Source organism: Methylophaga thiooxydans DMS010 (genome assembly GCF_000156355.1).
Lineage (GTDB): Bacteria > Pseudomonadota > Gammaproteobacteria > Nitrosococcales > Methylophagaceae > Methylophaga > Methylophaga thiooxydans.
In genome coordinates this window covers 337036-350654 of the sequence record NZ_GG657899.1, presented here as the reverse complement: position 1 = coordinate 350654, position 13619 = coordinate 337036, and the positions used below count along the sequence as shown (strand labels likewise).

Below are 13619 nucleotides of genomic sequence, written 5' to 3'. Positions count from 1 at the left end.
AAATTTGTATTGCTGGTGTTATTTCAGTTTGTTTATACCCAGCAGCTTCAGCACCCAGTTTTCCAGCGCAGGTTCTGGTATGCCTTTTTTCATTTTGAATAAAAAATATTTCTCAAACGCCATTTTTCCCCATTGTACCCAACGTCCTTTTTTCATCCACGCCACATTGCGGGGCGGTAGCTGCGGAGCGGCGACAAAGGCGGCACCCGTATGCCCCAAATCGGCCAGACAAATCGCATTCAGGCTGGCTTGCGCTTTCAGCTCACGTCCTTCGATGCTGGCAGCAATATTCTCTACCGCCGTCTTGGTCATACTTTCGATCATATAACCTGTTTTAGGCGCACCGACCGGTAATGCAGTAGCTTCTACAGGTGGAATGGCGATGCATACACCTGTACCAAAAATATTTGGATATACAAGATTTCGCTGATATTCATCGACTTTGAGAAACCCTCTTGGGTTCACCGCATCCCCACCCAGGTTTGCGACACAATCTACCCCGGTAAAGGCAGGAATCATCATTGAATATTTAAACGGTAACTGATGCGTTTTGATCGTCTCGGCCTGATCGTCTACTTGCTCCACCAGCATTTTGCCGGATTCAACTGATTTCACCCGCGCTTGAGTGATCCACTTGATATCATTTTTACGAAACTCAGACTCGAATAAGGTCTTAGAGTCACCCACGCCCGCCAGTCCCATGTGACCAATATACGGCTCTGGAGTGACAAAGGTCATCGGCACCTGATGACGCACTTTAGCTTTGCGAAGCGCCCGGTTCATGATCATTGCAAACTCATAGGCGGGGCCAAAACATGACGCGCCCTGAACGGCACCGACAACAATGGGACCGGGATCCTTAATAAAATCTTGCCAGCTAACGTAGGCATCTTCAGCATGTCCGATCGTGCAAATAGATTCGGTAAAGCCCTTTGGCCCCAGCCCTTCAATTTCATCAAACGCTAGTTTTGGGCCTGTAGCTACAATCAGATAGTCGTACTCTAATGTCGACTCATCGCCCAAGGTTAGTTGATTATCCTGAGCATGAATCGTTTTTACACCACTGTCATAGAACTCAATCGCTTTAGCAGCGAGTGGCGGTAACAAATCAAAACTGATTTGCTGTCTTGTGCGCCAACCGACAGCAACCCACGGATTACTGGGGACAAAGTGAAAAATAGGCGTGTTAGATACCACGCTGACACGGTGTTGCCCGCCTAATGCCGCCTTTAATTCATATGCGGCAGGGAGTCCGGCGGTGCTGGCACCAATAATAACCACATGAGCCATAAAATTAGGATGTCCCGGCTATTGTCGAATAAAAATGCTCAAACTAGTACTTTATGCTGAGCTAAGCAAGCGAATACGCTTAATGCAATGTATCCGGGTCACCCTCAGTTGACACCGTATTCGTAAATAATTCGGTCACATCAACTCGGTCAAAGTGATAATGTTCATTACAAAATTCACAGGCAACTTCAATGCTGCCTTCGCTATCGATGATTTCTTCTGCTTCTGCTTGCCCCAGCATACCTATCGTCTCAGCCACGCGGGCACGTGAACAGGTGCAGGCAAACTTAAGTGGTGCGGGCTCATATAAACGCACTTGCTCTTCATGAAACAAGCGATGCAATAGGGTTTCAATTTCCAGGGTCAGTAACTCTTCATCGGTTATCGTGGCAGCAAGTTGACTGACGCGAGACCAATCTTCTTCCGCTTGTTCCTTCTGCGCTTCCTCGCTTGGAAGCTGCTGTAAAAACAAGCCAGCGACATTATGCTCATTGGCATATAACCAAATTTTGGTGGCTAATTGTTCTGACTGTTCAAAATAGGTTTCCAACGTTTCGGTAATGCTATTGCCTTGAAGACTGACCACACCTTGATAAGGTTGTTTTGCCCCTTCAGCTTCAATCGTGATGGCCAGTGTGCCGCCACCCGTCAAGTCGACTAAGCCAGCTTCATCCGATACCTCACCGTCCCACTGTGCAAAAGCCCGTAGGGTATTTTCACTGGTGCATTCCACCATCATCAGACTGACGGGGCCTTCTGAACGGATCTGTAAAACCAGTCTGCCACTGATTTTCACGGTAGCAGTTAACAAGGCCGCCGCGCCCATCATTTCCCCTAAAACACGGCGTATCGCAGTAGGATACTGGCGTCGGTTAAGTACTTCTTGCCAGCTTTCTTGCAAGCTAACCCATTCACCACGAATCGGCGCATTATCAAAAATAAAACGTTGTAAACAATCTGACTTCACGTCATTCCCACCTGAATTAGATAGCCCTTTTAAAAACAAAATGGCCGGACATAATATCCGGCCATTCTATCGCATTCTCTGGTTGAAACTAAGCGATCTTCAGTAACAGCTCGTTAATGCGTTTGACGTAGTTGGCCGGATCATCCAGTTGACCACCTTCTGCCAGCAAAGCCTGATCAAAGATGATCGATGTCCAATCCGTGAAGCGCGTTTCATCTGCCTCATCTTTGAGTTTCGCGACCATAGGATGCTCTGGGTTCAGCTCCAGAATAGGCTTGCTACCGGAGACTTCCTGCCCTGCCGCTTTGAGCATACGTTCAAGGTTAGCACTCATGTCATAATGATCAGCAACCAGACAGGCTGGTGAATCGGTCAGACGGTGTGTGATGCGAACATCTTTCACTTTCTCATCCAATGTTTTCTTGACACGCTCAACCAGGTCTTCGAAGTTTTTATCGATTTCTTCGTGTGCTTTCTTCTCTTCTTCGTCTTCCAACTCACCCAGATCCAAGTCACCTTTGGCAACGGATTGCATGTGTTTTCCATCAAACTCAGTCAATGATTGTGTCAGCCATTCATCAACACGGTCTGACAGCAAGAGGACTTCGATACCTTTCTTGCGGAAGACTTCCAGATGCGGACTATTTTTGGCCGCGGCGAAGCTTTCTGCTGTGATGTAGTAAATCTTATCTTGCTTATCTTTCATGCGGCTGACGTAATCTTCCAGCGACACGGTTTGCTCTTGGCTGCCCGTTTCAGTGCTGGCGAAACGCAGTAATTTTGCCAAGGCCTCTTTATTGGCGAAATCTTCGCCCGGGCCTTCTTTAATCACCTGACCGAACTCTTTCCAGAACTCAGCATATTGCTCAGGTTCATTTTTTGCCATCTTGTTCAGTTCGCTCAGCACTTTCTTCACTGAAGCGGCTCGAATCGTATCGATGGTTTTACTACTTTGCAGAATTTCACGCGATACGTTCAATGGCAGATCGTTGGTATCAATCACGCCACGAATGAAGCGCAGATAACGCGGCATCAACTGATCACTGTCTTCCATGATGAAAACACGTTTCACATACAGTTTAATGCCATGCATGCGATCGCGATCCCACAGATCAAATGGTGCTTTAGACGGGATGTACAACAATGAAGTGTATTCCAGATTACCTTCGACTTTGTTGTGGCTCCAGGTCATTGGATCCTGAAAGTCATGAGCAATCTGCTTATAAAACTCTTTATATTCGTCGTCTGAGATATCGTTCTTAGCCAGCGTCCACAATGCAGTCGCTTTATTGACTGTTTCATCACCTTGATCGGCTTCATCAATTTCACCGTCTTCATTCGGGACGGGTTCTTTCGCCATCAGAATTGGCAGATTGATATGATCTGAATATTTGCTGATGATGTTACGCAGACGCCAACCATTCAAGAACTCATCTTCACCATCACGCAGGTGCAGAATAATCTCAGTACCGCGTTCGGCTTTTTCGATAGTTTCAATGGTGAACTCACCTTCACCCGCTGACTCCCACTGCACACCGTATTCTGCACCTAATCCGGCACGACGGGTACGCAATGTCACTTTATCAGCAACGATAAAAGCAGAATAAAACCCAACACCAAACTGACCAATCAGTTGTGAATCTTTGGTTTGATCGCCGGTAAGACTATCGAAGAATTTGCGTGTACCGCTTCGTGCAATGGTACCGATATTATCGACAACCTCTTCACGATTCATACCAATACCGTTATCACTGATGGTGACAGTGCCGGCATCTTTATCGAACGCAACGCGAATATTTAATTCGCCATCTTCTTCATAAAGTGCATCATCTGATAATGCTTCAAAACGCAATTTATCCGCTGCATCGGCTGCGTTGGAAACTAATTCACGCAAAAAGATCTCTTTGTTTGAGTACAAAGAGTGAATCATCAGATTCAATAACTGTTTGACTTCAGTTTGGAAACCCAATGTTTCCTTGTGTGCATCAACGCTCATTGAAATAATGCCTCCATATGGCTGTTTGTGTAACTGGAAATGAAATGGGGACAGTGTTTTATAAAATCAAGAGTCAATCTATCGCTTTTTGAGCTTGGCTTTTTTCAACGCTCTCAACATAATAAAAAAGCAACAAACACAGTTCAGACTGCTGTAAGGTGATATCTATGATTGGAATTCATGTTTAATGTCACAAAACCAGCTCCGAATCCTTACCTATAACCTGCACAAAGGTTTCAACACCAGTAACCGCGAATTCACTTTGCACCCGATTCGTGATGCGTTGGTGGCAACCAATGCCGATATCATGTTGTTGCAGGAAATTCAGGGCGCACACAGCGAGCATGGCTTGACGCATCAGCACTGGCCTAAAGAACCCCACTTTGAATTTCTCGCTAGTGATGTCTGGCCTCACTATGCCTATGCTAAAAATGCGGTTTACAGTGTTGGCCACCATGGTAATGCTATCTTGAGCAAATACCCGTTACAAAGCTGGGAAAACATCAATGTATCCCCTTTCACATGGGCCAGTCGTAGTCTATTGCATGGTGAGATCAAATTGCCTTGGAGTGATGACGTCTTGCACATTATCTGTATTCACCTCGGCCTTATCGGCATGGAACGTCGGCGTCAGTTTGTGACTTTGTGCGAGCGTATTGATGCCCATGTGCCACACGATGCACCATTGATTGTGGCGGGTGACTTTAACGACTGGGCAGGCCAAGCTGAAAAACGGCTGTCACAGCACCTCAACCTGAAAGAGGCGTTTCGCACCTTACATAATCGCTACGCACGAACTTGGCCTTCGTGGATGCCGGTATTAAAAATGGATCGCATTTATTATCGCGGCATGGAACCGATCATCTGTGAGCGGCCACCGCATTCAACTTGGAATCGTTTATCCGATCACGCCCCCTTGCTTGCCTCCTTTGAACTGTAATGAAGGCAGCTTTCTTGTCAAAAAAGCAATGGCAAACATGGGCTGATTTGCTCACCAAACAAGCACACGCTCTATATTTCACATGGCACGATCCACGCAGCCCCAAACTGGTCAAAGTACTCGCTTTTGTAACGCTTGCTTATTTATTCAGCCCGATAGATTTAATTCCAGATGTTATCCCGATACTCGGTTTAGTCGATGATTTATTACTTATTCCGGCACTTTGCTGGTTGGTCATAAAATTGGTTCCAGACGCTATTTGGCAAGAGAACCTGAGCCGTGCTCAGTCACAAACGATTAAGCTTGAATTTGCCTGGATGCGAATGGTGATTATCGCAATCTGGTTATTGTTGGCAGGCCTGATAGGTATGAGTATTTGGTCTTTTTTCAGTTGATAAAGATCTGCAATTTTCGCTACAGCCTATGCTAGGCTATGCATCATCATTTATAGCTGACATAACTAGAATAAAGACGCATCGCAATTACCATCATTTCAATGAGGACAAACAATGTTTGACTGGATAGCAAGTCCTGAAGCGTGGATGGCATTCGGCACACTGCTGGCCCTAGAAATCGTGCTTGGTATTGATAATATTATCTTTATCTCAATTCTAGTCGGCCGCTTACCCGAGTCACAACGCAACAAAGCAAGAAACTTAGGCATTGGTTTTGCGATGTTAACCAGGTTGGGCTTACTGTTCAGTCTGGTTTGGGTCATGGGGCTGGTCGAGCCATTATTCACCGTGTTTTCAGAAGCCATTTCTGGTCGAGATATCATCCTCATTTTGGGCGGTTTATTTTTACTGGCTAAATCCACACATGAAATACATACCAGTCTAGAGTTGCATGAAGACACAACACAATCTGGCAGAGCCATGGGGTTTGCAGCCGTCATTTTACAAGTGGCCATTTTGGATATTGTCTTCTCTCTTGATTCCGTTATTACCGCTGTAGGGCTGGTACAAAACATCTCTATCATGGTGACGGCCATTATCATTTCCGTGATTGTTATGTTGCTGGCTGCAAAATCCATCAATGCATTTATTGATGAGCACCCCACCATTAAAATGCTGGCCTTATCTTTCTTGATTTTGATCGGTTGTGTGCTGGTTGCTGAAGGCTTTGATGTACATGTACCTAAAGGCTACATTTATTTTGCGATGGCATTCTCTGTTGTTGTTGAAATGTTGAACATAAAAATACGTGCTAGAAAGCAAACAAAATCTGTCACCTTAAATAAGCCAGTAAACTAACGTGGACCCAACGCAGATGGAGAAACCATGGATCTAAACCTGAAAGGAAAGAAGGCACTCGTTACAGGAAGCACTGCGGGCATTGGTTATGCCATTGCCAAAGCCCTGGCAGGTGAAGGGGCCGACGTTATCATCAATGGTCGTAAGCAGAGCTCAGTGGATGCCGTGTGCAAACAACTTACTCCCCTTGTGGAGGGGAAGCTTATCGGTTTTGCCGGTGATCTGTCGAAAGCAGACGAAGCGGAAAACCTGCATCAACAGCATCCTGATGTCGATATCTTAATCAATAACCTTGGCATTTTTGAGCCAGTCAGTTTTGAAAAAATCAGCGACGATGACTGGCGTCGTTTTTTTGAAATCAATGTCCTCAGCGGTGCCCGTTTATCGCGTCTTTATTTGCCTGCTATGAAGCAAAAAAACTGGGGGCGTATTATATTTATGTCGAGCGAAAGCGGCATTCAGATTCCTGCGGAAATGATTCATTACGGGATGACGAAATCTGCACAAATCGCAATTGCACGCGGTTTAGCTGAAGACGTTGCCGGCAGCAATATCACAGTGAATAGCGTACTTCCGGGGCCGACCAAGTCCCGTGGTGTCGTTGATTTTGTTGAAGATATGGCTGAGCAGCAAGGTCAAAGTTTTGACCAATTTGAACAAGACTTCTTCGAAAAAGTACGCCCCACTTCGTTGATCAAACGCTTTGCGACCACCGATGAAGTCGCCGCCATGGTCTGTTACCTTGCCAGCCCAGTGGCCTCAGCGACTACCGGAGCAGCGCTGCGCGTTGATGGTGGTGTGGTTAAAAGCGCGTTCTAACTTCAGCGAGTTATGGTCAGCGACTCTCGTCATTATGTTGGGCGTTATGCGCCCTCACCCACCGGACCACTGCATTTTGGTTCTCTTGTTGCAGCCGTAGCCAGCTACCTCGATGCACGAAGCCAGGCAGGCACGTGGCTGCTACGAATGGAAGATCTCGATAAACCACGTGAAATGCCCGGTGCAGCCGATGATATTTTGCGAACGCTGGCTGGATTTGGTTTTGAATGGGACGGTGAGGTTATCTATCAAAGCAAGCGCGATCAGATTTATCAGGCAGCATTGGATACGTTGATCAATATGGATCTGGTTTACCCCTGCAATTGCAGCCGCCGCGATGTTATTGCCATTGCCCATGCAGGTATTGAAGGACCGGTATACCCAGGCAGCTGCCGCTCTGGTATGAGCAAGCAACGCTCAACTAAAGCGTGGCGAGTCAAAGCCAATGCAGAACATGTCATCTTCAATGACTTTTTTCAGGGGAGTATCGATCATCACCTGAAAACAGATATCGGCGACTTTGTCATAAAACGGGCTGACGGCCTTTTCGCCTATCAACTTGCTGTCGTGGTGGATGATGCAGAACAGGGTATTACTCATGTCGTTCGGGGGGCCGATTTATTGAACTCGACCAGCCGACACGTATTACTGCAATATTTATTGTCTTTACACTCGCCTCACTATGCCCACATTCCCTTAGTAACAAATGCTCAGGGAGAAAAGTTAAGCAAACAAACAAATGCTGCTCCGGTAAATGTGGCAGATGCGGGGCATCACCTAGTGAAAGCCTTTCAGTTTCTGGGTATAGATACCCAACTTTACTCTTCTCGTGACTCATTAAATAATCTGTGGACACAGGCGCTGCAGGACTGGAATATGTCGCATATTCCACGTTAATACTTGTTTGTCACGCAAGCACTGTCGTAAATATTTAACATAACTCTCTCGCAAAAGTTCTAAACTTTTCCTTCATTTGGCCGATTCTATTGTTTAGAAAATAGCGCACAAGGTAAATACAATGCTGAAAGATCTCACAATAAAAAAGAAACTGTTCATACTCAGTGTTTTAGTGGCCAGTGCCCTACTCATCTTGTTCGCTATTCAGCTCTACTCCGTCAAAAAAGTTGGGCAGCTAGAAAAAATTTCGTTCCAGTCTTACCAGGCTGAAGCCGATATGCTGATGCTTCGTCGTCATGAGAAAGACTTTCTGGCACGTAACGACCTCAAATACCAAGTACGTTTCAATGAGCATCTTCAGTTAATGCTGGCAAACTTGTTTGAGTTAAGTGACAAACTGGAATCCACAAACGCCGACCAGTATCAACTGTCTCAACAAATTATCGACATCATTAATGAATACGGAACAGCATTTAACGAACTGGTTGAGTTACAACAACAGATCGGGCTGGATCACGAAACGGGCCTCAACGGCTCACTGCGTCAATCGGTTCATAAAGTCGAGGAAATTTTAGAAGCAGAGTCATCCGATACACTGCTTAAAGACATGTTGACCTTGCGTCGTAATGAAAAAGATTTCATGTTGCGTCTGGATGCCAAATATATCGATAAATTCAACACGAACATTCAACACTTTCGACAAGATTTAAACGCGAGTTTTATCTCATCTGACCGGAAAACAGCTATCCGCCAAGCACTCGCCAATTATGAAAAGGATTTCCTCGCTTTGACTCATGGCGTCGCCAATAAAGGCTTTAGTGCCAATGAAGGCAAGCTGGGTAAAATGCGTGGCATCATTCACCGCTCTGAAATGACATTGACTGATTTGCAAACGGCCATCAGAGTAGATATTCCTCAACAGGTACAAAGAATCCAGGTTTTTTCAGGTGTTCTCTCATTAATTTTATCTATTGTGATCGTCAGCTTCATTGTCCTTCTGGGCCGAGGCATTAACCGTTCAATTTCTGCACTTTATGAAACGATGATTGATGCCAATAAATCAAAAGATCTCACCGCTCGGGCAACGATTGATAGCGATGATGAAATTGGTCAGATGGCACAAGCCTACAACGATATGACGGCATCATTCCAAAAGCTGATTAATGAAGTGATCACCTCAGCCCATACCGTGAGTTCTGCCGCCGAAGAGCTTTCCATCATAACCGGTCAGACCAGCCAAGGAGTGATGAACCAGCAGACAAGTACTGAACAAGTCGCCACGGCAATGAATGAAATGACGGCAACCGTCCAAGAGGTCGCCAAAAATGCAGCAAATGCCGCCTTAACGTCTCAGGAAGCAGACAAGGAGACAGAGCACGGCAAACAAGTTGTAAGCCTGAGTGTCTCAGGCATTAAAGAGCTTGCTTCAATGGTTAAAACGAATGCGGCGGCGATAAGTGATTTGCAGATTGAAAGCGATAATATAGGCACCGTTCTGACTGTCATTCAGGGCATTGCCGAACAAACCAACTTACTTGCTCTCAATGCCGCTATTGAAGCTGCCCGTGCCGGTGAGTCAGGTCGCGGTTTTGCAGTGGTTGCCGATGAGGTTCGTACTCTGGCACAAAAAAGCCAGCAATCCACCGAAGAAATTAAAACCATCATTGAGCGTCTGCAAAGCGGGGCTAACAAATGCGTTGAAGGCATGCTGCAGGGACAAGACATGGCCACAGAAAGTGTTTCACAAGCCGAATCAGCAGGTCATTCACTAGCCATCATCACAGAGCGTGTAATGGCCATTCGCGATATGAATACCCACATTGCGACCGCTGCCGAAGAGCAATCTGCTGTGGCCGAAGACGTTAACCGTAATATCAGTCAGATCGCCTTGATTGCAGATGAAAATGCTACCAGCACATCGCAAACTACAGAAACTAGCCAATCACTTACCGAACTGGCGAATGACCTACAGAGGCTGGTCAATCAATTTAAAGTGTAAGTATAGCCAGACCTTCTCTGCGGCTACGGGTTAGTCAAGAAGTGGCATATTCAACTTAAATCATTCTATCGTTGCGTGCAGGGCTAGCCCTTAGTCCTGACCATAGCGCGTGTTTCAAGAATAGTATTCAAACGGCTAAAACAGCCATGATTGACCCAAAGCAGAAAGGACGTCATTGGCATCAAAAGCTCAATGACGTCCTTTCTTTATCAAAATGGGCGCCCTCTGCTATCTCTGTAACTCGAAAAAAAATCCAGTTCCAAGGTAGGCTGAGAAGAAAAGGTTAGTCTGCAGTTACATGACTATGATAACGACGACGGCCTTCTAGCTTACGCAGCAGGACATAGAAAATCGGGGTAAAGAACAGACCAAAGAAGGTCACACCTAACATGCCAGAAAAGACGGTGATACCTATATCATTTCGCATTTCTGAGCCAGCCCCCGTTGATAGCACCATTGGCACAACCCCCATAATGAAGGCAAAGGAGGTCATGAGAATTGGACGTAAACGCATACGGCTGGCTTTAATTGCTGCCTTGACCGTTTCCATGCCATTCATTTCCAGTTCGCGAGCAAACTCCACAATCAAAATCGCGTTTTTACTGGCAAGACCGGCGAGCACGAAGAAACTTATCTGAGTAAAGATATTACTATCACCATTAGTTACCCAAACGCCAAATACTGCTGCCAGAATCGATAACGGCACAATGGTAATGACCACCAGAGGTAAGATAAGGCTTTCATACTGAGCGGCTAACACTAAAAACACCAACAACAGGCATAAGGGGAAAATATACATGGCGGTATTGCCACTTAGCACCTGTTGATAGGTCAGATCAGTCCACTCAAACACCATGCCGGGCGGCAATGTATTTTCCAGAATCTCACTGATCGCATCCTGTGCCTGACCACTTGAATAGCCTGGTGCCGCATTACCATTCAAGTCAGCGGCGAGATAGCCGTTGTAATGAGCAGCACTCTCTGGTCCGTAGCTTTCTTTCATTTCGATCACACTACCCAGCGGTACCATTTCTCCTTGGGTGTTACGTACTTTCAGGTTTAAGGCATCATTCGCACTGTTACGATATTCAGAGTCCGCTTGCGCAATAACCTGATAGGTTCGACCAAACTGGTTAAAGTCGTTGATGTATAACGACCCCAGATATATCTGCATGGTGTCAAAGATTTCTTTTACATTAAGCCCCAGTTGTTTTGCTTTAGTGCGATCCAAATCAGCATATAACTGCGGAACATTGATTTTATAGTTCGAGTAAACACTGGTCAGCGCAGGACTCTGCCAGGCTTGCCCTTGTACCTGTTGAACAACTTCGTCTAGTCGCTCATAGCCCAAATCAGCACGATCTTCGATCTGTAACTTGAACCCGCCTGTTGTGCCCAAACCACGCACCGGTGGTGGTGGAAAAATAGCAATAAAGGCTTCTTCAATTTGTGCATATTTGGCTTGTAATTTACCGGCGATAGCATTGGCAGACAAAGACGGATCCTGACGTTTATCAAAAGCCTGCAGTGGTACAAAGACAATGCCGGCGCTTGGGCTGTTAGTAAACCCGTTTACAGACAAGCCCGGGAACTGAACTGCATTTTCCACACCCGGTTCTTCCAGCGCGATGCGTCCCATCTCACGAATAACGTCTTCAGTCCGCGCCAGTGATGCACCATCAGGCAATTGAGCAAAGCTAATCAGGTATTGCTTATCCTGTGCAGGGACAAAGCCTTTCGGTAACGTATTAAGCCCGTATACCGTAAAGCCCAACAAAATCGCATAGATAATAACGGTAATGGTTTTGTGTCTTAACAGACCGGTCACAGAGCCAGAATAGCCATGTGAGGCCTTCTTAAAGGTTTTGTTGAAGAGCTTGAAGAACCAGCCAAACAAGAAGTCGATGACTTTCGTCAATCTATCTTTCGGTGCATCGTGGCTACGCAATAAAAGCGCTGACAGTGCCGGACTCAAGGTCAAGGAATTGATAGCGGAAATCACTGTCGATATTGCAATGGTTAACGCAAACTGTTGATAAAATTGACCTGTCAGGCCACTGACAAAGGCAATCGGTACAAACACTGCGACCAGGGTCAACGATATCGCGATGATAGGTCCGCTTACCTCTCGCATCGCCTGATAGCTGGCTTCAAGAGGCGAAAGCCCAGACTCGATGTTTCGCTCGACGTTTTCTACTACCACGATGGCATCATCCACAACGATACCAATCGACAACACCAATCCAAACAACGACAAGGTATTAATTGAAAAGCCAAACACATGCATTAAGGCAAAGGTACCGATAATAGAAACTGGCACTGCTAATAATGGAATCAATGATGCACGCCATGTTTGCAGGAACACGACAACCACAATGACAACCAAGGCTAATGCTTCTAACAGCGTTTTGATAACCGCATTAATCGATTCTTTTACAAATACTGTCGGGTCATAAACAACCTCGTAATCAACGCCTTTGGGGAAGCGCTGTTGAAGCTCAGCCATGCTGGCGCGAACATTATCAGAAATTGAGATCGCGTTAGCCCCCGGGGACTGGAAAATTGGAATCGCAACAGCAGGCTGATTATTGAGCATTGAGTTAAGGCTGTGTTCAGCGGCTTCTAACTCGACTCTGGCAACATCTTTCAACCGTGTGATCTGACCCTGCTCACCGGCACGAATGATGATATTTTCAAACTCTTCCGGGCTTTCAAGACGACCTTTGGCATTGATCGGCAATTGCACATCAACCGGGTTGGTCATCGGCGCACCGCCAATCACACCGGCAGCTACCTGAACATTTTGCTCACGGATGGCAGCGACCACATCGGTTGCTGTTAACCCTCTTTCGGCAATTTTTTCAGGGTTCAACCATATCCGCATGGCGTAGTCGCCCGACCCGAATAAACGCACATTACCTACCCCTTCAACCTTGGCAAGCTCATCCTTCACATGCATTAGGGCATAGTTACGTAAGTACAACTCGTCGTAGCTATCATCGGGTGAAATAAGATGCACAACCATCGTCAGATCAGGTGAGCTTTTTACAACCGTTACACCAAGTTGACGGGTGACTTCAGGTAATCTTGGTGTTGCTTGGGTAACGCGGTTTTGCACCATTTGCTGAGCCAAATCGGGATCAGTCCCGATTTTGAATGTCACCGTCAGTGTCATTCGTCCATCAGATGTTGCTTGTGAAAACATGTACAACATATTTTCAACGCCGCTGAGTTGTTCTTCTAACGGCCGTGCAACTGTTTCAGCAATCACTTTGGGGTTAGCACCAGGAAATGATGCATTCACCACAACCGAAGGTGGTGCGACTTCGGGGTACTCCGAAATCGGCAGGTTGAACATGGACAATAAACCGGCAATAAAAATCAGCAAAGATATGACGCCAGCAAAAATGGGTCTATCCACAAAAAACTTGGAAATATTCATCGCGTTCCTTCGTTCA

General features: G+C 46.1%; 10 protein-coding genes. 6 read left to right on the top strand and 4 right to left on the bottom strand.

The features are described 5' to 3' along the window. Positions 1-18: 18 nt before the first annotated feature. The 3 genes from MDMS009_RS10560 to htpG all read right to left on the bottom strand — a co-directional run bounded on the left by MDMS009_RS10560 (position 19) and on the right by htpG (position 4253). Positions 19-1290 (bottom strand): NAD(P)/FAD-dependent oxidoreductase, encoded by a 1272-nt coding sequence (locus MDMS009_RS10560; protein WP_008291467.1) that lies wholly within the window; start codon positions 1288-1290, stop codon positions 19-21. Between the two features lie 79 nt (positions 1291-1369). Continuing rightward, positions 1370-2257, bottom strand: coding sequence for an Hsp33 family molecular chaperone HslO (gene hslO, locus MDMS009_RS10555; protein WP_008291347.1), 888 nt, complete (start codon positions 2255-2257; stop codon positions 1370-1372). A gap of 88 nt (positions 2258-2345) precedes the next feature. Continuing rightward, positions 2346-4253, bottom strand: coding sequence for a molecular chaperone HtpG (gene htpG, locus MDMS009_RS10550; RefSeq protein ID WP_008291565.1), 1908 nt, complete (start codon positions 4251-4253; stop codon positions 2346-2348). 187 nt (positions 4254-4440) lie between these two features. Between htpG and MDMS009_RS10545 the strand changes: the two genes are divergently transcribed. From MDMS009_RS10545 to MDMS009_RS10520, 6 genes are all read left to right on the top strand, one after another. Continuing rightward, positions 4441-5193 carry an endonuclease/exonuclease/phosphatase family protein gene (locus tag MDMS009_RS10545; protein ID WP_008291781.1) on the top strand — a complete coding sequence of 251 codons (753 nt, stop codon included), beginning with the start codon at positions 4441-4443 and terminating at the stop codon, positions 5191-5193. 14 nt (positions 5194-5207) lie between these two features. Beyond that, complete coding sequence (locus MDMS009_RS10540) at positions 5208-5588, top strand: YkvA family protein (protein WP_008291574.1); 381 nt, start codon at positions 5208-5210, stop codon at positions 5586-5588. 114 nt (positions 5589-5702) lie between these two features. Next, positions 5703-6446 carry a TerC family protein gene (locus MDMS009_RS10535; RefSeq protein WP_008291686.1) on the top strand — a complete coding sequence of 248 codons (744 nt, stop codon included), beginning with the start codon at positions 5703-5705 and terminating at the stop codon, positions 6444-6446. 27 nt (positions 6447-6473) lie between these two features. Continuing rightward, positions 6474-7265: an SDR family NAD(P)-dependent oxidoreductase gene (locus tag MDMS009_RS10530; protein ID WP_008291598.1), complete on the top strand. Its 792-nt coding sequence runs from the start codon at positions 6474-6476 to the stop codon at positions 7263-7265. Positions 7266-7277: 12 nt separating this feature from the next. After that, the gene (gene gluQRS / locus MDMS009_RS10525; protein WP_008291636.1) at positions 7278-8162 is read left to right on the top strand and encodes a tRNA glutamyl-Q(34) synthetase GluQRS; all 885 of its coding nucleotides are present in this window, start codon (positions 7278-7280) and stop codon (positions 8160-8162) included. Positions 8163-8283: 121 nt separating this feature from the next. Continuing rightward, complete coding sequence (locus tag MDMS009_RS10520; RefSeq protein WP_008291734.1) at positions 8284-10161, top strand: methyl-accepting chemotaxis protein; 1878 nt, start codon at positions 8284-8286, stop codon at positions 10159-10161. 283 nt (positions 10162-10444) lie between these two features. Here the strand turns inward: MDMS009_RS10520 and MDMS009_RS10515 are convergent, their stop codons facing one another. Continuing rightward, positions 10445-13603 (bottom strand): efflux RND transporter permease subunit, encoded by a 3159-nt coding sequence (locus tag MDMS009_RS10515; RefSeq protein ID WP_008291486.1) that lies wholly within the window; start codon positions 13601-13603, stop codon positions 10445-10447. Positions 13604-13619 lie beyond the last annotated feature (16 nt).

Bases quoted from the DNA above. Each gene is read 5' to 3' on its own strand.
- MDMS009_RS10560 (WP_008291467.1), bottom strand. From the start codon at position 1,290: ATGGCTCATGTGGTTATTATTGGTGCCAGCACCGCCGGACTCCCTGCC.
- MDMS009_RS10515 (WP_008291486.1), bottom strand. From the start codon at position 13,603: ATGAATATTTCCAAGTTTTTTGTGGATAGACCCATTTTTGCTGGCGTC.
- MDMS009_RS10530 (WP_008291598.1), top strand. From the start codon at position 6,474: ATGGATCTAAACCTGAAAGGAAAGAAGGCACTCGTTACAGGAAGCACT.
- MDMS009_RS10545 (WP_008291781.1), top strand. From the start codon at position 4,441: ATGTCACAAAACCAGCTCCGAATCCTTACCTATAACCTGCACAAAGGT.
- MDMS009_RS10535 (WP_008291686.1), top strand. From the start codon at position 5,703: ATGTTTGACTGGATAGCAAGTCCTGAAGCGTGGATGGCATTCGGCACA.
- htpG (WP_008291565.1), bottom strand. From the start codon at position 4,253: ATGAGCGTTGATGCACACAAGGAAACATTGGGTTTCCAAACTGAAGTC.
- gluQRS (WP_008291636.1), top strand. From the start codon at position 7,278: ATGGTCAGCGACTCTCGTCATTATGTTGGGCGTTATGCGCCCTCACCC.
- MDMS009_RS10520 (WP_008291734.1), top strand. From the start codon at position 8,284: ATGCTGAAAGATCTCACAATAAAAAAGAAACTGTTCATACTCAGTGTT.